Genomic DNA, 20,556 nt, shown 5'->3' with positions numbered 1-20,556 from the left:
CCGACGAGAAAGGAAGCGGCATGAGCGCAAACGAGATCTGGGCCACGTACGAGAAGCGCCTGCTGCGCGTCTCCGCCTATATCTACGAACATCTGGAAGAGGATCTCGACCTTGACCGGCTGTCGGACATCGCCTGCCTTTCCGCCCATCACTGGCACCGCGTCTACCGGGCCGTGCACAACGAAACGCTGGCGGCGACCGTGCGCCGGCTGCGTCTGCACCGCGCGGCGGGTGATCTGGTGCGCAGCAACACCTCCGTCCGGGACATCGCCGCGCGATGGGGCTATCCCAACCTGCAATCCTTCACGCGCACCTTCGCGGCCGCCTACGGCATGCCGCCGGCGCGCTACCGCAAGGAGGGGCCGCATCGCGCCTTCGAACCCGAAAACGGCAAGGAGTCGCCGCATATGTACGACATCACCATCCGCACCATGTCCGAGCAGACGCTGCTCGGCATCCCGCATGCCGGTTCCTATATGGGCATCGGCAAGGCCTTCGAGGCGCTCTACGGCGCGCTGTTCTCCCGCAACATTTTTCGCCCGGACATGCGTATGGTCGGCGTCTTTCTCGACGATCCCGATCTCGTGCCGGAGGAAAAACTCCGCTCCTTTGCCTGCGTGACGGCAAGCGGGGATGTGCCGGCCGAGCCGCCGCTCGTGCGGCGCACGCTGGCGGGCGGCGACTATGCCGTGCTGCGCCACAAGGGCCCCTATGCCGACATGGGCGCGGCCTATCGCTGGCTCTATGCCACCTGGCTGCCGGCCTCCGGCCGCTCGATCCGCGACGAGGTGATGTTCGAGGCCTACCTGAACAACCCGCGCGAAGTCCCGCCCAATGAGTTGCTGACGGAGATTTTCCTGCCGCTCCAGCCAGTGGGGTGAGGTAGGCATTCAGGGCCGCTTGTCGACACCCCCCCTCATCCGCCTGCCGGCACCTTCTCCCCACGGGGGAGAAGGGGAAGATCGCTGACGTCCCGGTTCCCTTCTCCCCCGTGGGGAGAAGGTGGCCCGAAGGGCCGGATGAGGGGGTGTGCCGAGACGAAGCGAAAGCGGGAGAAACTCTAGCCCTTCGCCGCCGCAAGCTGGCGGTGCATTTCCTCGTCGTCGATGGCGGTCGCGCGTTTGCTGGCCGGGCGCTCCTTGAGGCGATCCCAGTAGGCCTGAAATTCCGGCCGGGCTTCCAGCGTGCCGAATTGCAGGCCCCAGCTGATATGCGCGCCGACATAGACGTCGGCGGCGGTGAAGGTCTCGCCGGTGATGTAGGGATGCTGCGTGACGGCGAAGGAGAGGGCGTCCATCACCGATTCGTAGCTTCCGCAGCCGATGCTGCGCTCGCGCTCCTTCGGCACATTGAGACTGAAGGCCTTGATCGAGACCGCCATTTCCAGCGGCCCGGCTGCAAAGAACATCCAGCGATAGTGGTCTCCGCGCTTGTCGGTCGGCGGTGCAAGGCCCGCGTCCGGGAAGGCATCGGCGAGATAGGCGCAGATCGCGGCGGCTTCGGTGACGACCGTCTTGCCGTGCCGGATCGTCGGCACCTTGCCCATCGGGTTGATGGCGAGAAAGTCCGACGATTTCATCGTCCCGTCGAAGGTCAGCCATTCCGTGCGGTAGGGCGCACCGACTTCCTCCAGCATCCAGCGGGCGATGCGCGCACGCGACATCGGGTTGGCGTAGAATACGAGGTCTTCGGCCATGCTGTCCTCCCTGCATGTGGCGGGAGGGAAGATAAGGCAGGCCGCCAACGCCGCAAGGGCGCGCCTATGAAAAAGCCCGGCGCGAAGGCCGGGCTTTCCAAGGGTTGTGTGGCTCAGGCCGCCATGGCCTTCTTGAGGTTCTCGTCGATCTTGTCGAGGAAGCCGGTGGTGGAGAGCCACGGCTGGTCGGGACCGATGAGGAGTGCCAGGTCCTTCGTCATGAAGCCGGATTCGACGGTTTCGACGCAGACGCGTTCCAGCGTGTCGGAGAACTTGGCGAGTTCCGCATTGCCGTCGAGCTTGGCGCGGTGGGCGAGGCCACGCGTCCAGGCGAAGATCGAGGCGATCGAGTTGGTCGAGGTTTCCTCGCCCTTCTGGTGCTGGCGGTAGTGGCGCGTCACCGTGCCGTGCGCGGCTTCGGCTTCGACCGTCTTGCCATCCGGCGTCATCAGAACCGAGGTCATCAGGCCGAGTGAGCCGAAACCCTGCGCGACGATGTCGGACTGCACGTCACCGTCATAGTTCTTGCACGCCCAAACGTAACCGCCGGACCACTTGAGCGCCGAAGCGACCATGTCGTCGATCAGGCGGTGTTCGTACCAGATCTTGGCTTCCTTGAACTTGTCGGCGAATTCGGCGTCGAAGACCTGCTGGAAGATGTCCTTGAAGCGGCCGTCATAGACCTTGAGGATGGTGTTCTTGGTGGACAGGTAGACCGGCACCTTGCGCTGAAGGCCGTAGTTGAACGAGGCGCGGGCGAATTCGGTGATCGAATCGTCGAGGTTGTACATGCCCATGGCGACACCGGCGGACGGGGCGTCGAACACGTCGTATTCGATTTCCTTGCCGTCTTCGCCGACGAACTTCATCGTCAGCTTGCCCTTGCCGGGGAACTTGAAATCGGTGGCGCGGTACTGGTCGCCGAAGGCGTGGCGGCCGACGATGATCGGCTTGGTCCAGCCCGGCACGAGGCGCGGCACGTTCTTGCAGATGATCGGTTCGCGGAAGATGACGCCGCCGAGGATGTTGCGGATCGTGCCGTTCGGCGACTTCCACATCTTCTTCAGGCTGAATTCCTCGACGCGGGCTTCATCCGGCGTGATGGTGGCGCACTTGACGCCGACGCCGTGCTTCTTGATGGCATTGGCCGCGTCGATCGTCACCTGGTCGTCGGTGGCGTCGCGGTTTTCCATGCCGAGGTCGTAATATTCGAGGTCCACGTCCAGGTAGGGATGGATCAGCTTGTCCTTGATGAACTGCCAGATGATGCGCGTCATCTCATCGCCGTCGAGTTCGACGACGGGGTTGGCGACCTTGATCTTTGCCATGGGGAGCCTCGTGCTTGTAGGGGCAGAATGCCCCGGATCGTGGACTTGAAAGAACCGTTTGGCCCTATAGCACTCAAGGCCGGGAAGGCAAAGCCAAGCATGGGCGGAGGCGGTTTATTTTCATGAGACGAAAGAATAAGTTTCGCCAAAATTCCGTTTCAGGAAGGTCCGCTCGCAGGGCCATCCGGACCTGTCGTCATCCAATGGAGAATGCCATGTCGCGTTTCGGTCTCGTTGCGCTTTCCCTTCTGCTGCCGGTTTCGGTCCAGGCTGCCGATTTCAAGGCGCCGGTCGCGGAAATCCTGTCTGCCGCCACCACCAACTGGCAGGACATGGGCACCGACACCGACACGCCGCCGCCCTATACCGACTATTTCAGCGAGGATTTTCTAAAGCGCCTCTACAGCAAGGATTTCGTGGCGAAATACCGTGAGGCCGCGAAGTACCCGGCCTATGAGGATGGCGGTTCGCCCTTCGACTACGATCCGATCATCGGCGGCCAGGACGGCTGCGCGCTGAAGGACGTGACGACAACCGAAGGCCAGCCGGCCGCGGGCGCCGAAGACATCACCGTGACCTTCGACAACAGCCATTGTTTCGGCGAGCGCGCCTCCGACTGGCAGCCGGAAAAGCTGGTTTTCAAGTTGATCGAGGAGGATGGCCGCGCGGTCATCGACGATATCGAGCGGCCGAGCTTCGAGGACGCCGCGTCGCTGAAGAAGGAACTGGTCGAGATTGCAGAGGGTGGCGCCAATGGCGGCAACGGAAGTGCTGCGGAATCGCCGGAATAGGCGGCTGCCGCTTTTCATTTTCGGCCATTTGTGCCAGTAGGCCTCATCTTTCTAGGGAATTTTGGGCATGGCAGGCACGAACAGCGAACGCACGCTGATCGCCGAAGGACCGGCGATCATCCTCGTTCATCCGCAACTCGGCGAGAATATCGGCATGGTGGCGCGCGCCATGGCCAATTTCGGCCTGGCGGAACTGCGCCTGGTCAATCCGCGTGACGGTTGGCCGAGTGAGAAGGCGATTTCGGCCGCCAGCAAGGCGGATCATGTCATCGAGGCAGCAAAGGTCTATGCCTCGCTGGAGGAGGCCGTCGCCGACCTCGAATTCGTCTATGCGACGACCGCGCGCGACCGCTACGGCTACAAGGAAGTCCGCTCGCCGGTCGTTGCCGCCGACGATCTGCGCGGCCGCTTCCGGGCGGGCGAGAAGACCGGCATTCTCTTCGGTCGTGAACGCACCGGCCTCACCAACGAGGAAATCGCCCTTGCCGACGAATTGGTGACCTTCCCGGTCAATCCCGCCTTCGCCTCGTTGAACCTCGCCCAGGCCGTGCTGCTGATGAGCTACGAGTGGATGAAGAGCGGCCTGACATCGGTCGAGGACACGCCGTTCGACGCGCTGCCGCAGCGCCCGGCCAAGAAGGAAGAGCTGCAGGGCCTCTTCGACCATGTGGAAGAAACGCTCGATGCGCGCGGCTATTTCCGGCCTGCCGAAAAAAAGCCAAAACTGGTGGAGAACCTGCGTGCCATTCTGACGCGTCCTTCCTTCACCGGTACGGAGATCCAGGTCCTGCGCGGCATCATTTCCTGCCTTGATCGTTTCACGCGGGAATCGCCACGCGGGGCCGCGAACCCCAACCGCACCCGCAACCGCCGGCCCAAGGTGCCCCGTGACGACGACTAGACCATCTGCAGAGCATGCCGCAAAGCCCATCCTGATGTTCGACAGCGGCATCGGTGGGCTCACCGTGCTGCGCGAAGCGCGCGTGCTGATGCCGGAGCGGCATTTCATCTATGTCGCGGATGATGCCGGTTTTCCCTATGGCCCCTGGGAGGAGCCGGCGCTGAAGGCGCACGTGATCGAACTCTTCGGGAAACTGCTGGCCGAGCACGATCCGGAAGTCTGCGTCATCGCCTGCAACACGGCCTTCACGCTGGTCGGCGCCGATCTGCGCGCCGCCTTTCCGCATATGCCCTTCGTCGGCACCGTGCCCGCTATCAAACCCGCCGCCGAGCGCACCCGCTCCGGCCTCGTTTCGGTGCTGGCAACGCCCGGCACGGTCAAGCGCGCCTATACGCGCGATCTTATCCAGTCCTTCGCCAGCCAGTGCGACGTGCGGCTCGTCGGCTCGGAGCGCCTGGCGCCCATGGCCGAGGCCTATATCCGCGGCGAATCCCTGTCGGATGAGGTGGTGCGCGCGGAAATCATTCCCTGTTTCACCGATGAGAACGGCCGCAAGACCGATATCGTCGTACTCGCCTGCACGCATTATCCCTTCATGGCGAACCTGTTTCGCAAGCTCGCCCCATGGCCGGTCGACTGGCTCGACCCCGCCGAAGCCATTGCCCGCCAGGCCCGCCGCCTGGTGCCGCCGCTCGAAACGCTTGCCCCCGGCGAGGACATCGCCGTCTTCACCTCGGGCGCCCCGGATTTTTCGACACGCCGCCTGATGCAAGGGTTTGGCCTGCGCGTCGTCTGACGGCTTGTATCGCGTATCGGTACGCGATACAGTGCGTCATGATCGTCAGCTTCCGACACAAGGGATTGGAACTCCTGTATCGCACGGGCTCGACGAAAGGGATTCAGGCTGCACATGCCGCGAAGCTTGGTCGTATCCTCGGCCTGCTCGATGTCACAAGCGATCCTGCGGATGTGAACCTGCCCGGTTTCAAGCTCCATCCTCTCAAAGGCGATAAGAAGGGGCATTGGTCGATCTGGGTGAACGGAAACTGGCGGGTGACCTTCCGCTTCGTTGGAGCCGACGTCGAATTGGTCGATTACCAAGACTATCATTGAGAGGACCGTGGTTATGATGAAAATTCCACCGCATCCCGGCGCACTGCTCCGTGAAGATGTGCTTCAGCCGCTAGGCCTTTCGGTGACGGATGCTGCCGGTCGCCTCGGCATGTCGCGGGTGGCGCTTTCCCGTGTGCTCAACGGCCGTGCGGCCGTCAGCCCGGATTTGGCCCTGCGACTGGAGCGGGCTGGCGTCGGCACGGCGCGTGCTTGGCTCTCCATGCAGTCCAATTTCGATCTGGCAGCGGCCATGCAGCGCGATCAGCCCGTAATTCAGCCACTGGATGACAAGGCCGCCTGAGCGAGAACCCTGTGGGTTTTTCCAAAGCGGGTCGTGACGGGCGTTCATTTCGTGTTAGGGCTCTCCGGTTGCCCGGTGGCGGTCGGGCGAATCATGAATTACAGCAACGAGGAACGGCATGAAGGTCGGCATCGACATGGGAACGGTGCAGGGCGGCGCACCGGCCAAGCTCGATATCGAGGAACTCTTGGCGACGCGCCTGCTGGTGCAGGGCAATTCGGGCTCGGGCAAGTCGCATCTTCTGCGCCGCCTGCTCGAACAGTCGGCGCCCTGGGTGCAGCAGGTCATCATCGATCCCGAGGGTGATTTCGTCACGCTGTCCGATCGCTTCGGCCATGTCGTGGTCGATGGACAGCGCACGGAAGCGGAACTGGTCGGCATCGCGACCCGCATCCGCCAGCACCGTGTGTCCTGTGTACTCTCGCTGGAAGGCCTTGAGGCCGACGAGCAGATGCGCGCGGCCGGCATTTTTCTCAACGCCATGTTCGATGCCGACCGTGACTACTGGTATCCGGTGCTCGTCGTCGTCGACGAGGCGCAGCTCTTTGCGCCTGCGGTCAGCGGCGAGGTCTCGGAAGAGGCGCGAAAACTCTCGCTCGGCGCGATGACCAACCTGATGTGCCGTGGCCGTAAACGCGGCCTTGCCGGCGTCATCGCCACGCAGCGCCTTGCCAAGCTCGCCAAGAACGTTGCGGCCGAGGCCTCGAACTTCCTGATGGGCCGCACCTTTCTCGATATCGACATGGCGCGCGCCGCCGATCTGCTCGGCCTCGATCGTCGGCAGGCGGAAATGTTCCGCGACCTGCCGCGCGGTTCCTTCGTGGCGCTGGGGCCCGCGCTGTCGCGCCGACCGTTGCCGGTGACCATCGGCGCGGTGGAAACCTCCGCCCGCTCGACCAGTCCCAAGCTGATGCCGCTGCCGGATGCGCCGCAGGATGTCGAAGACCTGATCTTCACGCCCGATCCCGAAGAGTTTACCCGTCCGCTGGTGCGCCGCGCGCCGCCCGCGCCGCGTCCGACGACGGATATCCTTGCCGAACTGTCGCGCGCACGCCCCGAACCGGTGCAGACGGAAACAAAGGCGCCCGCGCCGGAAATTTCCGCCGAGGAGCGCGAAGGCCTGCTTGATCAGGCGCTCGCCGAAATCCTCAGCAACCCGGAAGCCGCCTTCCGCGCCGATGCGGAACTGTTCCAGGACTTCCTCGTGCGCTGCCGCATCCGCCGCGTGCCGGGTGCACCGCTGTCGCTGCCGGCCTTCCGCCGCAAGATGGCGGTGGCACGCTCCGGCGTCGATGCCGAGACGGCGGCGACAGAGATCTGGGGCAGGGCGCTCGAGCTGTCGCGCAACGTCACCGAGGATTTGCAGGGCGTGTTCCTGTTGGTCGCGCAAGCCGCGGTGCGCGGGCTGGCCTGCCCATCGGACGCGCGCATCGCGCGCGCCTATGGCACGCATTCGGCCCGCCGGGCGCGCCGCTTGCTCGGCTATTTCGAGGAGCAGGGGCTGGTCGTGGTGCATAGCGATCTCGCCGGCCACCGCATCGTCGCCTTCCCGGATCTCGGCTGCGAGACGCTGCCGGGCGATGCCAACGGGCCGGATCTTGCCGATTCCCACCGCGATGCGGCGGAATAGGCCGATTTTCCGGGCTTTGTTCGTTGACAGTTTTGTAAAACTCGCCTAATGACCCCGCCAACGCCGGGCAGAAATGTCCGGTGTTTCATTTGACATGTCCCGTGGATTCTCCGGTCGCGATCGTGAGAAGCCTGTCGGAGCCTCGAAAAGGTTCAGAGGAGGGCGTGTTTCCTTGAGCCGGTCCGGCAACGGGCAGGCCATAACAAGACTTAGAGGAAATGCGATGAGCAAGCGCGCTGCATCCAAGTACAAAATCGACCGCCGTATGGGCGAAAACATCTGGGGCCGTCCGAAGTCCCCGGTCAACCGCCGCGAATACGGCCCGGGCCAGCACGGCCAGCGCCGCAAGTCCAAGCTTTCGGACTTCGGTGTTCAGCTCCGCGCCAAGCAGAAGCTGAAGGGCTACTATGGCGATATCCGCGAGAAGCAGTTCCGCGCGATCTTCGCTGAAGCCGAGCGCCGCAAGGGCGACACCCCAGAAAACCTGATCGGCCTGCTCGAATCGCGTCTGGACGCGATCGTCTACCGCGCCAAGTTCGTTCCGACGGTCTTCGCTGCCCGTCAGTTCGTCAACCACGGCCACGTCAAGGTCAACGGTGTGCGCGTCAACATCGGTTCCTACCGTTGCAAGCCGGGCGACGTCATCGAAGTCAAGGAAAAGTCCAAGCAGCTCGTCACGGTTCTTGAATCCGTTGGCCTCGCTGAGCGCGACGTTCCGGACTACATCGAAGTCGATCACAACAAGATGGTCGCCACCTTCGTTCGCATCCCGGTTCTCTCCGACGTGCCGTATGCCGTCGTCATGGAACCGCACCTGGTCGTCGAATTCTACTCGCGTTAATTCGCGGTCGACACCTTGCGCAATCTGGAAAAGCCGCCAAGAAATTGGCGGCTTTTTCTTTGGGGAAAATGACGGATGGATCTGCAGGGCATCATCGAAGACATCCACGCCACGCTGTCGCCGCGGCGCGGCGAGGGCAAGGTGGCGAACTACATTCCCCAACTCGCCCATGTGGATCCCGAAAAATTCGGCATGGCCGTGGTGACGGTCGATGGCGACGTGCATCTCGTCGGCGATGCGGAAGAACCGTTCTCCATCCAGAGCATTTCCAAGGTTTTCACGCTGACGCTGGCGCTCGGCAAGCACGGCGAATCGATCTGGAAGCGCGTTGGCCGCGAGCCGTCCGGTTCTGCGTTCAACTCCATCGTCCAGCTGGAGCAGGAGGGCGGGATCCCGCGCAATCCTTTCATCAATGCCGGCGCCATCGCCATCACCGACCTCGTGCTGGCCGGCCATACGCCGAAGGAGGCGATCGGCGAGATCGTGCGGTTCCTGCGCTATCTGGCGGATGAAGACGACATCATCATCGACCAGTCGGTGGCGCGCTCCGAGCAGGCGACGGGTTTTCGCAATTTCGCGCTCGCCAATTTCATGCGCTCCTTCGGAAAACTCGATCACGCGGCCGAACTGGTGCTTGGCGTCTATTTCCACCAATGCGCGCTCGCCATGAGCTGCCGGCAGCTTGCCAAGGCGGGGCTGTTTCTCGCCAACAGCGGCACCAACCCGCTGACCGGCCACCGCGTCGTCTCGCATCTTCGGGCGCGGCGTATCAACGCATTGATGCTGACCTGCGGGCACTATGATGGTTCCGGCGATTTCGCCTATCGCGTCGGCCTGCCCGGCAAGAGCGGCGTCGGCGGCGGGATTCTGGCCGTTGCGCCCGGAAAGGCGTCCGTTGCCGTCTGGTCGCCCGGCCTCAACGACAATGGCAATTCGCTGATCGGCTCGCTGGCGCTGGAAATGCTGGCGGCGCGCACCGGCTGGTCGGTCTTCGGGGCTTGATTGTGCCGCCGGTTCGGGGCATTGCAGGCCCATGACCTTGGCATTCGCGGAAACCGACGACGACACTCCGGACGATGGCCGCCATCCGCTCTTCGCGGATGCGCCTTCCAGCGTGTCGTTCAACAAGCTGCGCAAGCGCCTGCTCCGGCAGGTGCGGCAGGCGATGGACGATTTTTCCATGCTGAAGGGCCAGAAGCGCTGGCTCGTCGGCGTCTCCGGCGGCAAGGACAGCTACGGCCTGCTTGCGCTTCTGATGGACCTGCAATGGCGCGGCCTGCTGCCGGTCGAGCTGGTTGCCTGCAATCTCGACCAGGGCCAGCCGAATTTTCCAAAACATATCCTGCCCGAATATCTGAAATCGATCGGCGTCAAACACCGCATCGAATACCGCGACACCTATTCCATCGTGAAGGAGAAGGTGCCGGCGGGGGCGACCTATTGTTCGCTCTGCTCGCGTCTCAGGCGCGGCAATCTCTATCGCATCGCCCGGGAGGAGGGCTGCGATGCGCTGGTGCTCGGTCATCACCGGGAAGACATTCTCGAAACCTTCTTCATGAACTTCTTCCATGGCGGGCGACTGGCCGCCATGCCGCCGAAGCTCCTGAACGACGAAGGCGACCTGATGGTGCTGCGGCCGCTCGCCTATGCGGCCGAGGACGATCTGGCGAAGTTCGCGATTGCCATGCAGTTCCCGATCATCCCCTGCGACCTCTGTGGCTCGCAGGACGGCCTCCAGCGCAACGCGATGAAGGCGATGCTGGCCGATATCGAAACGCGCATGCCGGGCCGCAAGGACGCCATGCTGCGCGCGCTCGGCCATACCAATCCGTCCCATCTTCTCGACCCGAAGCTTTTCGATTTCTCTTCCCTCGAAACGGTAAGGCCCCATGACGACGATTGACATCAATGCCCTGGCGCTCGTGCTTGCACAGGCGGCCGAGGTCGAAATCCGCCCGCGCTTTCGCGCGCTCGCAAAAGGCGACGTCCAGACCAAGGCGGACGCCAACGACCTCGTGACGGTTGCCGACGAGGCGGCGGAACGTTTCATCAAGCGCGAAGTGGCCGCGCAGTTCCCGGGCGTGCTGTTCGTCGGCGAGGAATCGGTCGCCGCCGATCCGGCCCTGCTGTCGAAGCTTGGCGATGCCGAAACGGCCATCGTCGTCGATCCGATCGACGGCACCTTCAATTTTGCCGCCGGCGTGCCGCTGTTCGGCGTCATGGCGGCCATTGTCTCCGGTGGCGAGACCGTGGGCGGCATCATCTACGACCCGATGGGCGATGATTTCGTGATGGCGGAAAAGGGCGGCGGCGCCTGGCAGACCGGCGATCACCGCCCGGCCGTCCGGCTCAAGGCGCGCGGTGCCGCCCCGCTGGAAGCGATGACCGGCATGGCCTCCACCAGCTTCCTCGATCGCGAGCGCCGCGCGCGCATCCTGGCGAACCTGGCGCAGGTCGCCTTCGTCTCGAACTATCGGTGCGCGGCGCACGAGTACCGCACCCTGGCCGGCGGTCATCTGCATTACCTGATGTACAACAAGCTGATGCCGTGGGATCACCTCGCCGGCACGCTGATCGCGCAGGAAGCCGGCGCCTACGCCGCCCGCTTCGACGGCTCGGCCTACAAGCCGCACCATGTCGAGGGTGGCCTGCTGGTCGCGCCGGACAAGGATAGCTGGGACATGCTGCGCCGCGAAGTCTTCGTCGACTGAGGTTTTATCCACAAAGCAAAAGACCCGGCTGCATCCGCAACCGGGTCTTTTTTGTCTACTAACCTCTCCTCCGTCGTCCTCGGGCTTGACCCGAGGATCCACCCCCAACGCACGCCCTCACTTGTGGCATGGATCCTCGGGTCAAGCCCGAGGATGACGGAGGAGAGGTACGGCGGGTTTCTCAAGCCGTAGGTTTGAGGAGGGCTTGCTTCCTCGGGCCGACCATCAGACCGCCTTGTTGTGCGGCTGGAACAGCTTTCCGCGTTCGGCGATCAAAACGAAGATCAGGCCGATGATCGAGAGCGAGAAGAAGCCCATGACCAGCGGCAGGGCCGTGCCGTTGAACGACTGGCCGATGATCGCGCCGATGATCGTGCCGCCGGCGGTGCCCATGAAGCCGAGCACCGAGGAGGCCGTGCCGGCGACGTGGCCGAGCGGCTCCATGGCAAGCGAGTTGAAGTTCGAGCCGATCCAGCCGAACTGGAACATCGACAGCGCAAACAGCACGATGAAGATCGCGAAAGGCACATGCCCCGGCCAGAAGAGCGTCAGCAGCAGCCACAGCGTGTTGACCGCAAGGAAGCCGAGCAGCGCCCCATGCGACAGCCGCCGCATGCCGAACTGGCCGACGAGCTTCGCATTGACGAAGGACGACAGCGCCATGAAGGCCGCGACGGCGGCGAAGGCCACGGGGAACCAGACGCCGAGCCCGTAAATGCCGACATAGATCTGCTGCGCGGAGTTGATGAAGCCGAACAGCGCGCCGAAGATGAAGGTGCTCGCCAGCGTGTAGCACAGCGCCACGCGGTCGGTGAGGACGATGCGGAAGCCTCCGAGAACCGAGCGCACCGTGAAGGGCCGCACGTCTTCGGGATGCAGCGTTTCCGGCAGGCGGACGTACATCCAGGCCCAGATGATGCCGGCCATCACCGCCATGAAGACGAAGATGAGATGCCATTCGCCGAACAGCATGACAACCTGACCGACGCCGGGCGCCATGACGGGAACGACCATGAAGACCATCATGATGAGCGACATCACTTCCGCCATCGCGCGCCCGCCAAAAATGTCGCGGACGATGGAGACGGTGATGACGCGCATCGCCGCCGAGCCGATGCCCTGGACGAAGCGCAGCACGAGCAGCCCGGCAAAGCTCGGAACGAGGATGGCGGCAAGCGAGGAGATGACATAGATGCCCAGTCCGACGAACATTGGCGCACGCCGGCCGAACCGGTCGGAGACCGGGCCGTAGAGCAGCTGCGCGAAGGCGAAGCCGATCAGATAGGCGGAGATGACGTATTGCCGGTGGTTCTCGTTCTCGACGCCGAGGCTGGCGCCGATTTCCTGGAGGCCGGGCAGCATGATGTCGATGGCGAGCGCATTGAGCGCCATCAACAGGGCCATGAGCGCAATGAATTCTATCTTGCCCATGCCTTTGAGGCGCTGGGCAGCTTCAGGGGAAAGTCCAGACATAATCACTATAATCCATGAAAGAGATAAGGCGCCGCTGGGGTGCGGCGCCTTTGAAAAGCTAGAGGTCGGAAGACCGTAAAGCGTCAGGCAGCGCCTTTGATCGAAATGCCCTGTTCCTGAAGGTGCGACTGCAATTCGCCCGACTGGAACATCTCGCGCACGATGTCGCAACCGCCGACGAACTCACCCTTCACATAAAGCTGCGGGATGGTCGGCCAGTTGGAATAGTCCTTGATGCCCTGGCGGATGTCGGCGTCGGCGAGCACGTTGATGCCCTTGTAGTCCACACCCACATAGTCGAGGATCTGAACGACCTGACCGGAGAACCCACACTGCGGGAATTCCGGCGTGCCCTTGAGGAACAGGACGACGTCGTTGGTCTTCACTTCGTTGGCGATGAAATCGTGGATGCCACTCATTGCAGTATTCCCTAGCAAATCGGCGTCAAGGGCCGATGCGATGAACCGTTCGCCCTAGATAACAACCCCGGCTGAGAATTGCCAGAAGGCCCTCGGAAAAAACGCAAGGGGTTGCCTTAGGATTTCAGGGGCTGTTGCGCGATCGCCGCGCCGCTGTGGCGGCTTAGCGGCTGCGCTGGCGCGAGCGACTTGCGGCCGTGCGGCGACGGCTGACCTGCTTGCGCGGGCGCCGCGCCGGCTTCTTTGCCGCCGGCTTCAGCGCTGCTTCAAGGATATCACCGAGGATGCCGCCGGACGCTTTCTTGCGGGTCGTCGTCCTGCGGCGCGTGCGCTTCGTCGTTGTCTTGCGCACGCCGGTCTTCTTCAGCACCTCTTTCAGGGCTGCATCGACCACGCCGGAGACGAGTTCGTCGAGGAGGCCGGCCATGGCTCAGGTCACTCCGGGATGGAGGTCTGGAGGGCGAGGGCGTGCAGGACGCCCCCCATATTGCCCTTCAGCGCATCGTAGACCATCTGGTGCTGCTGCACGCGGGTCTTGCCGCGGAAGGCTTCCGCGACGACCTCGGCGGCATAGTGGTCGCCATCGCCGGCAAGATCGCGGATGACCACCTTTGCTCCGGGAATGCCGGATTTGATCAGGTCTTCGATGTCGCCGGGTGACATAGGCATGTGGACTGCTCCCTTATCGTTATTCCGCGGCGGCAGCGGCGTTGCCGTTGCCGTCCATGAAGTCAGGGAACCACGATTCATGGGTGTTGCGCAATTGTTCAATAGAGACCGAAAGAAGGTCACCCACGACGAGATTGTCACCCCCGACGGCGCCAAGGCGGCGGAACGGCACGCCGGCACCTTCCGCGTTGGCCGAAACGAAATTGGCGAGATCGGCCGGAACGGCGAGCACGTAGCGGGCCTGGTCCTCGCCGAAGAGCAGCGCATGGGCCGGGCCGTTCGAACCCGACAGGTCGACCGTCGCGCCCTTCCCGGAGGACATGGCCATTTCGGCGAGCGCGACCGCAAGGCCGCCCGAGGAAATGTCGTGGCAGGCCGTGACCTGGCCGTTCCGGATGGCCGAGCGGACGAAATCGCCGTTGCGGCGTTCCGCATGCAGGTCGACTTCCGGTGCCGGGCCATCGATGAGGCCGAGCACGTCGCGCAGGTAGACGGACTGGCCGAGATGGCTGCCATCGACGCCGATCAGGATCAGCTGGTCGCCATCGTTCGCGCCGCCGATCTTGGCCATGACGGACCAGTCGGGCAGCAGGCCAACGCCGGCAATGGTGGGCGTCGGCAGGATGGCGATGCCGTTCGTCTCGTTGTAGAGCGAGACGTTGCCGGAGACGATCGGGAAATCGAGCGCACGGCAGGCTTCACCGATGCCCTGGATCGCCTTGACGAACTGGCCCATGATTTCCGGCTTTTCCGGGTTGCCGAAGTTCAGGTTGTCGGTGGAGGCGAGCGGCTCGGCGCCGGTCGCGGTGATGTTGCGCCAGCATTCGGCCACAGCCTGCTTGCCGCCTTCGAAGGGATCGGCCTCGACGTAACGCGGGGTGACGTCGGAGGAGAAGGCGAGCGCCTTGGTGGCATGGCCTTCGACGCGCACGACGCCGGCGTCGCCGCCCGGGATCTGCAGCGAGTTGCCCTGGATCAGCGTGTCATACTGTTCGTAGACCCAGCGGCGGCTCGACTGGTTCGGCGAACCGACGAGATCCAAGAGTGCCTTCGCATAATCGGACGGCTCGGCGACCAGATTGGCCGGCAGCGGCGAGGGCGTGCCGGGCTCGCGCCACGGGCGGTCATATTCCGGCGCCTGGTCGCCCAGGTCCTTGATCGGCAGGTTGGCGACTTCCTCGCCCTGGTGCAGGATGCGGAAACGCAGATCGTCCGTCGTGTAGCCGACGATGGCGAAGGCGAGGCCCCACTTGATGAAGATCGCCTTGGCGACCTCTTCCTTGGCGGGCTCGAGAACCATGAGCATGCGCTCCTGGCTTTCCGACAGCATCATTTCGTAGGCGGTCATCTGCTCTTCGCGCACCGGCACGAGATCGAGGTTCAGCTCGATGCCGAGGTCGCCCTTGGCGCCCATTTCGACGGCGGAGCAGGTGAGGCCGGCAGCCCCCATGTCCTGGATGGCGATGACGGCGCCGGTCTGCATCAGTTCAAGGCAGGCTTCCAGCAGGCACTTTTCGGTGAAGGGGTCGCCGACCTGGACGGTGGGACGCTTCTCTTCGATCGATTCGTCGAATTCGGCCGACGCCATGGTCGCGCCGCCCACACCGTCACGACCGGTCTTGGCGCCGAGATAGACGACCGGCAGGCCGACGCCCTTGGCTTCCGACAGGAAGATCGCGTTGGACTTGGCAAGGCCGGCTGCAAAGGCGTTGACGAGGATGTTGCCATTGTAGCGCGGGTCGAACTCGACTTCGCCGCCGACCGTCGGTACGCCGAAGGAATTGCCGTAGCCGCCCACGCCGGCGACGACGCCGGAGACGAGGTGGCGGGTCTTCGGGTGGCTCGGTTCGCCGAAACGCAGCGCGTTCATCGCCGCGACCGGGCGCGCGCCCATGGTGAAGACGTCGCGCAGGATGCCGCCGACGCCGGTTGCCGCACCCTGGTAGGGCTCGATATAGGACGGATGGTTGTGGCTCTCCATCTTGAAGACCACGCAGTCGCCGTCGTCGATATCCACCACGCCGGCATTTTCGCCCGGGCCCTGGATGACGCGCGGACCCTTGGTCGGCAGCGTGCGCAGCCAGCGCTTCGAGGATTTGTACGAGCAGTGCTCATTCCACATGGCGGAAAAGATGCCGAGTTCGGTATAGGTCGGCTCGCGGCCGATCAGCGAGAGGATGCGATCGTATTCATCCGGCTTGAGCCCATGGGCAGCAATCAGCTCCGGGGTGATCGGGCGGGTGTTCGAAATGGTCATCGTCGCTCGTCTTGTCGTGGAGGGCAGGATTGGGGTCTCTTTAACCTATGCTGCCGTGCAGCGCGACAGGAAAATGACCGGCAACCACAGCAGAACGAGGCCGTCAGGCCGGGCTGTCATAGCCTGTCGGGCCGTGTTCGATAAGACGGCGCAGCCGCGCCAGGCCGGCCACGACATCCGCACGGTCGACAGGCGGCGAAAAGCCGATGCGGACACGGTGGAAGGTCTTCTCCGAGCGGCCCGCCTTGAACTCGTCCTCGTCGTCGATGAGGATGTCTTCCGCGAAGGCGGCCTGCCGGAACGTGCCGGACAGCCAGGGATCGGGCAGTTTCAGCCAGAGGAACGGCACACGCGGGTGCGAGACGAAATCCAGCCCGGCAAAAATGTCCCGCGCAATCGCTTCGCGCGCCTGCACCTCGTCCGCAACGGCATTGCGAATGGCGTCCGCCTTGCCCGAGAGCACAAGGCGGGCGGCAAGTTCCGCAAGCAGGAACGGCAGGCCGCCGCTCACCATCTTGTGGGCGATGCGCACACGTTGCGCCAGATGGGGTGGGCAGGCGACCCAGCCGCCACGAACGCCGGCCGCAACACTCTTCGACAGGCCGCCGACAAGGAAGGTCCGGTCCGGTGCGATTTCCGCAAGCAGCGGAATGCCGCTGTCCACGGTGGCGCCGTAGAGATTGTCCTCTATCAGCCAGACATTGTGCCGCTTGGCGATGGCGACAATCGCCCGGCGGCGATCCTCGGGCATGATGGCGAGCGTCGGGTTCTGCGCGGTGCTCATCAGGAAGGCGGCCTTGGGATGCTGTTGCACGCAGACCCGCTCGAAATCTTCCGGAATCACCCCGTAGGCATCCGATTCGACCAGCGCCGTCTGGCGGCCGAGCAGGGCGGTGCCGCGGCTGATCTGCGAATAGGTGACATGCTCGAAGACGATACGGTCGCCGGGCGAAGTGATGACCGAAACGGCGGCGATGATCGCGGCATGCGCGCCGAGCGTGGGCACGATGCTGTCGATGCCCGGCTGCCAGTCACCGCTTCCCAGCCAGCGCTGGCCCGCTTCCAGCCAATGGCGCGGAAAATTGCGTGTGTAGCTGGCGATTTCGTTCGGCTGCTCCTGGCAGATCGCCGCCAGAATGTCGGTAACGCCTGCCGATTGCCCGATATCCGTCGCCGCCGTCGTATCGAAGCGCAGTTTGCCGGGTGGCGCATTCGCGGCGCGGGTGCCGACCAATCGTGCGCTGATCGGGTCGACGCCGGCGGGATTGTCATTTTCCGGTGTTCCAAGCACATAGGTTCCGCGGCCGACCTCGCCGCTGACGAGGCCGCGTTCGCGCACCATGCTGTAGGCGCGGCTGACGGTGCCGATGGTCACGCCGATATCATAGGCGAGGTTGCGCTGCGGCGGCAGCTTGGCTCCGGAGGCGAGCGCGCCCGTGTTGATGGCACGCTCGATCTGGTCGGCGATGCGGACATAGAGCGGGCCGTCTGAGGCCTGAAGGTCGGGGAGCCAATTTGTCATGGTGGCAATTCTTATATTGCACCGTTCGTAGAGTCAATTATTTCCTGAATGCACCGATTGTCACGCTCCCGGTGGCATTTCAGGAGAAGGTTCTATGGCAATTGATACAATTTTCGTCGCTGATGGCGTAAGAAGCCGCCGTTCCCTGGGCGCAATGCTCTATCGGGCATGGCTTGCCTGCCGCGCCTGGAGCATCAAGCGCCGCACGCGCCATGCGCTTGTGGACATGACCGAGGACCAGCTCTGCGATATCGGCATCAGCCGAAGCGACGCGCGGCGCGAAGTCGGCAAATCATTCTACTGGGATTGAGGCGGTTGCCGTCAGCAGCCCTTGCCGCCGGCAGCCCAACGCTTGACGTCGGTGGCGATACGCGCGCTGACGGGTTCGCTCATCATGGGTCCGAAGGCGGCGAGCTTGGCCGGATTGCCTTCGGCCTGCACGACGAGCAGCGGGCGCGATTCCGGTGAATTGCGATGCACGACGAGGATGCGCGGGCGGCCGGTGAAGGAGTTCAACTCCGGCGCAAGGCGATACGATTTGAAGGCCGGGTCACCCGACTTGAACCAGCAGGCATTGGCGCCGAGCGCAATGCGCTCCATGGTCGGCAGCGCGCCGCCATTGGCCTTCGGCGGCGGCGTCTTCGTCTGGCAAGCAGCGAGAGCCGCGACGGCAACGAGCGGCAGGACAAGCTTGGCAGAGAGGACAGGGCGCATGAAAAGCCTTTCGGGGATGGACACGCGCCCTTGATAACAACGACCGGTTAAGCGGCGATTACGTCGAGCACCGACGCGAACAGGCCGCGGCCATCGGAGCCGCCATGCGCAGCCTCGATCAGGTTTTCCGGATGCGGCATCAGGCCGAGCACGTTGCCCTTGGCGTTCATCACGCCGGCAATGTCGTTCAGCGAGCCGTTCGGATTGGTGCCCTCAGCATAGCGGAACACGACCTGGCCGTTGCCTTCGATGGTTGCCAGCGTCTCGGCATCGGCAAAGAAGTTGCCGTCGTGATGGGCGACCGGGCAGCGGATGATCTGGCCCTTCTCATAGGCGCGGGTGAAGTCGGTTTCGGCATTCGCCACTTCCAGCTTCACTTCGCGGCAGACGAATTTCAGCGAGGCATTGCGCATCAGCGCGCCCGGCAGCAGGCCTGCTTCGAGCAGGATCTGGAAGCCGTTGCACACGCCCAGAACCTTCACGCCGGCTTCGGCCTTGGCCTTGATCGCCTGCATGACCGGCATGCGGGCGGCAATCGCGCCGCAGCGCAAGTAATCGCCGTAGGAGAAACCGCCCGGAATGACGATAAGGTCGACATCCGGCAGGTCCGTTTCCGTCTGCCAGACGGTGACCGGTGCGGTACCGGAAATCTTGGTCAGCGCCGCGATCATGTCGCGGTCACGGTTGAGGCCGGGGAGCTGGACGACGGCGGACTTCATGGGTGTGGTTCAAACCTTGCCTGGGCCTCGGCGAGTTCACGCAATTCGAGGCGGTTTTCGATACGGTCGAGACGCGTCAATACCTGGGCCATGCTGCCGTGCAGGTTGTTGATGTCCCCTTGCATGACATGCATGTGATTTCGCAGGCTTACGATGTCCTGCCGCATATCCCGCTGCCCGTCCTTAAGAGTGACGAGATCCGACTGGATACGCTTCATGAGTTCGTACATCAGTTCCTGAGAAATATCCGTCACTTTTGCTTCCCTTCAACCGTCAGGCGAGGGCGATAGTATAGTTCTCGATTACCGTGTTGGCCAGAAGCTTGTCGCACATCGCCTTGAGGTCGGCTTCGGCCTTGGCGCGGTCGGCAGTCTGAAGCTCGAGGTCGAAAACCTTGCCCTGGCGGATGGCGCCCACGCCCTCGAAACCGAGGCTGCCGAGCGCGCCTTCGATCGCCTTGCCCTGCGGGTCCAGAACACCGTTCTTGAGCGTCACCGTTACGCGTGCCTTGATCATGTCTTCCTCTTCAAACCAAATAGTGTCAGCCGGCCGTGAAGGTTACTTCACCAGAACCGGGCCGGTGCCGCGCACAGGCTCGTTTTCGTTGATGATGCCGAGGCGGCGGGCCACTTCCTGATAGGCTTCGACCAGGCCGCCCATGTCGCGGCGGAAGCGGTCCTTGTCCATCTTCTCCTGGGTGGCGATGTCCCACAGGCGGCAGCTGTCCGGCGAAATCTCGTCGGCGATTATGATGCGCATCATGTCGCCTTCGTAGAGCCGGCCGCACTCGATCTTGAAATCGACGAGCTGGATGCCGACGCCGAGGAACAGGCCGGAGAGGAAGTCGTTGACGCGGATGGCGAGCGCCATGATGTCGTCGAGTTCCTGCGGGCTTGCCCAGCCGAAGGCGGTGATGTGCTCTTCGGAGACCATCGGGTCTTCCAGCGCATCGGCCTTGAAATAGAATTCGATGATCGAACGCGGAAGGACGGTGCCTTCCTCTATGCCGAGGCGCTTGGACAGCGAACCGGCGGCGACGTTGCGCACGACCACTTCGAGCGGGATGATCTCGACTTCCTTGATCAGCTGCTCGCGCATGTTGAGGCGGCGGATGAAGTGGGTCGGGATGCCCATCTTGTTGAGCTGCGTGAAGACGTATTCAGAAATACGGTTGTTCAGCACACCCTTGCCGTCGATGACCGCGTGTTTCTTCTTGTTGAAGGCGGTGGCGTCATCCTTGAAGAACTGGATCAACGTGCCCGGCTCAGGACCCTCATAGAGAATCTTGGCCTTGCCCTCGTAGATACGGCGGCGACGGTTCATGGATTTTTCTCTTTGTTGGCGCGCTTGGGGGCTCGCGCAGGTGTCATTCGTTTCCGGCTCCATAAACGAATTGCCGCACTTTAACAATCGGCGTCTCACCCGATCCCCCGATTTCCGGCCTCTCCGGGAAGGCCAGCCGGACAAAAGT

25 protein-coding genes are annotated in these 20,556 nt (G+C 63.4%); 12 read left to right on the top strand and 13 right to left on the bottom strand.

The genetic code is table 11. The features are described from left to right. The first annotated feature begins 20 nt into the window (after positions 1-20). Entirely contained in the window at positions 21-881 is an 861-nt protein-coding gene (locus GR138_RS13350; protein WP_160859729.1) for an AraC family transcriptional regulator, read from the top strand. A 179-nt stretch (positions 882-1,060) separates the two neighbouring features. On the opposite strand, the gene GR138_RS13345 is transcribed toward GR138_RS13350, so the two are convergent. Beyond that, entirely contained in the window at positions 1,061-1,696 is a 636-nt protein-coding gene (locus GR138_RS13345) for a glutathione S-transferase family protein (RefSeq protein WP_160859728.1), read from the bottom strand. A 113-nt stretch (positions 1,697-1,809) separates the two neighbouring features. Beyond that, positions 1,810-3,024 carry an NADP-dependent isocitrate dehydrogenase gene (locus GR138_RS13340; RefSeq protein ID WP_160859727.1) on the bottom strand — a complete coding sequence of 405 codons (1,215 nt, stop codon included), beginning with the start codon at positions 3,022-3,024 and terminating at the stop codon, positions 1,810-1,812. A gap of 215 nt (positions 3,025-3,239) precedes the next feature. On the opposite strand from GR138_RS13340, the gene GR138_RS13335 reads away from it, so the two are divergent. The 10 genes from GR138_RS13335 (at position 3,240) to GR138_RS13290 (ending at position 11,312) form a co-directional block, all read left to right on the top strand. After that, positions 3,240-3,815 (top strand): hypothetical protein, encoded by a 576-nt coding sequence (locus GR138_RS13335; protein ID WP_160859726.1) that lies wholly within the window; start codon positions 3,240-3,242, stop codon positions 3,813-3,815. A gap of 67 nt (positions 3,816-3,882) precedes the next feature. Beyond that, positions 3,883-4,716, top strand: a complete 834-nt coding sequence (locus tag GR138_RS13330; RefSeq protein ID WP_160859725.1) for an RNA methyltransferase — start codon at positions 3,883-3,885, stop codon at positions 4,714-4,716. A 34-nt stretch (positions 4,717-4,750) separates the two neighbouring features. Then, positions 4,751-5,512, top strand: a complete 762-nt coding sequence (gene murI, locus GR138_RS13325; RefSeq protein WP_160859820.1) for a glutamate racemase — start codon at positions 4,751-4,753, stop codon at positions 5,510-5,512. 38 nt (positions 5,513-5,550) lie between these two features. After that, positions 5,551-5,829: a type II toxin-antitoxin system RelE/ParE family toxin gene (locus GR138_RS13320; RefSeq protein ID WP_160859724.1), complete on the top strand. Its 279-nt coding sequence runs from the start codon at positions 5,551-5,553 to the stop codon at positions 5,827-5,829. A gap of 13 nt (positions 5,830-5,842) precedes the next feature. Continuing rightward, positions 5,843-6,130 carry a HigA family addiction module antitoxin gene (locus GR138_RS13315; RefSeq protein WP_160859723.1) on the top strand — a complete coding sequence of 96 codons (288 nt, stop codon included), beginning with the start codon at positions 5,843-5,845 and terminating at the stop codon, positions 6,128-6,130. Between the two features lie 118 nt (positions 6,131-6,248). Then, the gene (locus GR138_RS13310; RefSeq protein ID WP_160859722.1) at positions 6,249-7,760 is read left to right on the top strand and encodes a helicase HerA domain-containing protein; all 1,512 of its coding nucleotides are present in this window, start codon (positions 6,249-6,251) and stop codon (positions 7,758-7,760) included. A gap of 223 nt (positions 7,761-7,983) precedes the next feature. Then, the gene (gene rpsD, locus GR138_RS13305) at positions 7,984-8,601 is read left to right on the top strand and encodes a 30S ribosomal protein S4 (protein WP_069058975.1); all 618 of its coding nucleotides are present in this window, start codon (positions 7,984-7,986) and stop codon (positions 8,599-8,601) included. 75 nt (positions 8,602-8,676) lie between these two features. Next, on the top strand, positions 8,677-9,603 hold the full coding sequence (locus GR138_RS13300) for a glutaminase (protein ID WP_160859721.1): 927 nt from the start codon (positions 8,677-8,679) through the stop codon (positions 9,601-9,603). Between the two features lie 31 nt (positions 9,604-9,634). Continuing rightward, positions 9,635-10,504 (top strand): tRNA 2-thiocytidine(32) synthetase TtcA, encoded by an 870-nt coding sequence (gene ttcA / locus GR138_RS13295; protein ID WP_160859720.1) that lies wholly within the window; start codon positions 9,635-9,637, stop codon positions 10,502-10,504. Further along, positions 10,491-11,312 carry an inositol monophosphatase family protein gene (locus GR138_RS13290; RefSeq protein ID WP_160859719.1) on the top strand — a complete coding sequence of 274 codons (822 nt, stop codon included), beginning with the start codon at positions 10,491-10,493 and terminating at the stop codon, positions 11,310-11,312. The genes ttcA and GR138_RS13290 overlap by 14 nt, the downstream gene beginning before the upstream one ends. 225 nt (positions 11,313-11,537) lie before the next feature. Here the strand turns inward: GR138_RS13290 and GR138_RS13285 are convergent, their stop codons facing one another. From GR138_RS13285 to GR138_RS13260, 6 genes are all read right to left on the bottom strand, one after another. Continuing rightward, entirely contained in the window at positions 11,538-12,743 is a 1,206-nt protein-coding gene (locus GR138_RS13285) for a multidrug effflux MFS transporter (protein ID WP_160859819.1), read from the bottom strand. 125 nt (positions 12,744-12,868) lie between these two features. Next, complete coding sequence (gene grxD / locus GR138_RS13280) at positions 12,869-13,204, bottom strand: Grx4 family monothiol glutaredoxin (protein WP_160859718.1); 336 nt, start codon at positions 13,202-13,204, stop codon at positions 12,869-12,871. Between the two features lie 163 nt (positions 13,205-13,367). Continuing rightward, entirely contained in the window at positions 13,368-13,631 is a 264-nt protein-coding gene (locus tag GR138_RS13275) for a hypothetical protein (protein ID WP_160859717.1), read from the bottom strand. Positions 13,632-13,639: 8 nt separating this feature from the next. Beyond that, the gene (locus tag GR138_RS13270) at positions 13,640-13,873 is read right to left on the bottom strand and encodes a BolA/IbaG family iron-sulfur metabolism protein (RefSeq protein ID WP_160859716.1); all 234 of its coding nucleotides are present in this window, start codon (positions 13,871-13,873) and stop codon (positions 13,640-13,642) included. Between the two features lie 19 nt (positions 13,874-13,892). Continuing rightward, positions 13,893-16,130 carry a phosphoribosylformylglycinamidine synthase subunit PurL gene (purL, locus tag GR138_RS13265; protein WP_160859715.1) on the bottom strand — a complete coding sequence of 746 codons (2,238 nt, stop codon included), beginning with the start codon at positions 16,128-16,130 and terminating at the stop codon, positions 13,893-13,895. A 103-nt stretch (positions 16,131-16,233) separates the two neighbouring features. Then, the gene (locus tag GR138_RS13260) at positions 16,234-17,652 is read right to left on the bottom strand and encodes an aminotransferase-like domain-containing protein (RefSeq protein WP_160859714.1); all 1,419 of its coding nucleotides are present in this window, start codon (positions 17,650-17,652) and stop codon (positions 16,234-16,236) included. Between the two features lie 94 nt (positions 17,653-17,746). Between GR138_RS13260 and GR138_RS13255 the strand changes: the two genes are divergently transcribed. After that, positions 17,747-17,962 carry a DUF1127 domain-containing protein gene (locus tag GR138_RS13255; protein ID WP_160859713.1) on the top strand — a complete coding sequence of 72 codons (216 nt, stop codon included), beginning with the start codon at positions 17,747-17,749 and terminating at the stop codon, positions 17,960-17,962. An 11-nt stretch (positions 17,963-17,973) separates the two neighbouring features. Here GR138_RS13255 and GR138_RS13250 read toward each other — a convergent pair whose 3' ends face one another. From GR138_RS13250 to purC, 5 genes are read right to left on the bottom strand one after another with little or no spacing between them, the layout of a single operon-like run. After that, complete coding sequence (locus tag GR138_RS13250) at positions 17,974-18,366, bottom strand: hypothetical protein (protein WP_160859712.1); 393 nt, start codon at positions 18,364-18,366, stop codon at positions 17,974-17,976. Positions 18,367-18,413: 47 nt separating this feature from the next. After that, positions 18,414-19,085, bottom strand: a complete 672-nt coding sequence (gene purQ, locus GR138_RS13245; protein WP_160859711.1) for a phosphoribosylformylglycinamidine synthase subunit PurQ — start codon at positions 19,083-19,085, stop codon at positions 18,414-18,416. Continuing rightward, the gene (locus GR138_RS13240) at positions 19,082-19,339 is read right to left on the bottom strand and encodes a hypothetical protein (RefSeq protein ID WP_160859710.1); all 258 of its coding nucleotides are present in this window, start codon (positions 19,337-19,339) and stop codon (positions 19,082-19,084) included. The genes purQ and GR138_RS13240 overlap by 4 nt, the downstream gene beginning before the upstream one ends. 19 nt (positions 19,340-19,358) lie before the next feature. Beyond that, positions 19,359-19,601 (bottom strand): phosphoribosylformylglycinamidine synthase subunit PurS, encoded by a 243-nt coding sequence (purS, locus tag GR138_RS13235; protein ID WP_160859709.1) that lies wholly within the window; start codon positions 19,599-19,601, stop codon positions 19,359-19,361. A 42-nt stretch (positions 19,602-19,643) separates the two neighbouring features. Next, a complete protein-coding gene (gene purC, locus GR138_RS13230) occupies positions 19,644-20,408 on the bottom strand; it encodes a phosphoribosylaminoimidazolesuccinocarboxamide synthase (protein ID WP_069058962.1) in 765 nt (254 codons plus the stop codon). Positions 20,409-20,556: the final 148 nt, after the last annotated feature.

Source organism: Shinella kummerowiae (assembly GCF_009827055.1).
GTDB lineage: Bacteria > Pseudomonadota > Alphaproteobacteria > Rhizobiales > Rhizobiaceae > Shinella > Shinella kummerowiae.
Note: the sequence above shows the minus strand (reverse complement) of the source record. Positions and strands in the feature narration are given on the sequence as shown.

Excerpts from the sequence above, each read along its gene's own strand:
- GR138_RS13340 (WP_160859727.1), bottom strand. The coding sequence starts at position 3,024 with ATGGCAAAGATCAAGGTCGCCAACCCCGTCGTCGAACTCGACGGCGAT.
- GR138_RS13335 (WP_160859726.1), top strand. The coding sequence starts at position 3,240 with ATGTCGCGTTTCGGTCTCGTTGCGCTTTCCCTTCTGCTGCCGGTTTCG.
- GR138_RS13350 (WP_160859729.1), top strand. The coding sequence starts at position 21 with ATGAGCGCAAACGAGATCTGGGCCACGTACGAGAAGCGCCTGCTGCGC.
- GR138_RS13345 (WP_160859728.1), bottom strand. The coding sequence starts at position 1,696 with ATGGCCGAAGACCTCGTATTCTACGCCAACCCGATGTCGCGTGCGCGC.
- GR138_RS13290 (WP_160859719.1), top strand. The coding sequence starts at position 10,491 with ATGACGACGATTGACATCAATGCCCTGGCGCTCGTGCTTGCACAGGCG.
- purQ (WP_160859711.1), bottom strand. The coding sequence starts at position 19,085 with ATGAAGTCCGCCGTCGTCCAGCTCCCCGGCCTCAACCGTGACCGCGAC.
- purS (WP_160859709.1), bottom strand. The coding sequence starts at position 19,601 with ATGATCAAGGCACGCGTAACGGTGACGCTCAAGAACGGTGTTCTGGAC.
- grxD (WP_160859718.1), bottom strand. The coding sequence starts at position 13,204 with ATGAGTGGCATCCACGATTTCATCGCCAACGAAGTGAAGACCAACGAC.
- GR138_RS13310 (WP_160859722.1), top strand. The coding sequence starts at position 6,249 with ATGAAGGTCGGCATCGACATGGGAACGGTGCAGGGCGGCGCACCGGCC.
- purC (WP_069058962.1), bottom strand. The coding sequence starts at position 20,408 with ATGAACCGTCGCCGCCGTATCTACGAGGGCAAGGCCAAGATTCTCTAT.
- GR138_RS13270 (WP_160859716.1), bottom strand. The coding sequence starts at position 13,873 with ATGCCTATGTCACCCGGCGACATCGAAGACCTGATCAAATCCGGCATT.
- rpsD (WP_069058975.1), top strand. The coding sequence starts at position 7,984 with ATGAGCAAGCGCGCTGCATCCAAGTACAAAATCGACCGCCGTATGGGC.
- GR138_RS13315 (WP_160859723.1), top strand. The coding sequence starts at position 5,843 with ATGATGAAAATTCCACCGCATCCCGGCGCACTGCTCCGTGAAGATGTG.
- purL (WP_160859715.1), bottom strand. The coding sequence starts at position 16,130 with ATGACCATTTCGAACACCCGCCCGATCACCCCGGAGCTGATTGCTGCC.
- GR138_RS13285 (WP_160859819.1), bottom strand. The coding sequence starts at position 12,743 with ATGGGCAAGATAGAATTCATTGCGCTCATGGCCCTGTTGATGGCGCTC.
- GR138_RS13275 (WP_160859717.1), bottom strand. The coding sequence starts at position 13,631 with ATGGCCGGCCTCCTCGACGAACTCGTCTCCGGCGTGGTCGATGCAGCC.
- GR138_RS13255 (WP_160859713.1), top strand. The coding sequence starts at position 17,747 with ATGGCAATTGATACAATTTTCGTCGCTGATGGCGTAAGAAGCCGCCGT.
- murI (WP_160859820.1), top strand. The coding sequence starts at position 4,751 with ATGTTCGACAGCGGCATCGGTGGGCTCACCGTGCTGCGCGAAGCGCGC.
- GR138_RS13300 (WP_160859721.1), top strand. The coding sequence starts at position 8,677 with ATGGATCTGCAGGGCATCATCGAAGACATCCACGCCACGCTGTCGCCG.
- ttcA (WP_160859720.1), top strand. The coding sequence starts at position 9,635 with ATGACCTTGGCATTCGCGGAAACCGACGACGACACTCCGGACGATGGC.
- GR138_RS13320 (WP_160859724.1), top strand. The coding sequence starts at position 5,551 with ATGATCGTCAGCTTCCGACACAAGGGATTGGAACTCCTGTATCGCACG.
- GR138_RS13250 (WP_160859712.1), bottom strand. The coding sequence starts at position 18,366 with ATGCGCCCTGTCCTCTCTGCCAAGCTTGTCCTGCCGCTCGTTGCCGTC.
- GR138_RS13260 (WP_160859714.1), bottom strand. The coding sequence starts at position 17,652 with ATGACAAATTGGCTCCCCGACCTTCAGGCCTCAGACGGCCCGCTCTAT.
- GR138_RS13330 (WP_160859725.1), top strand. The coding sequence starts at position 3,883 with ATGGCAGGCACGAACAGCGAACGCACGCTGATCGCCGAAGGACCGGCG.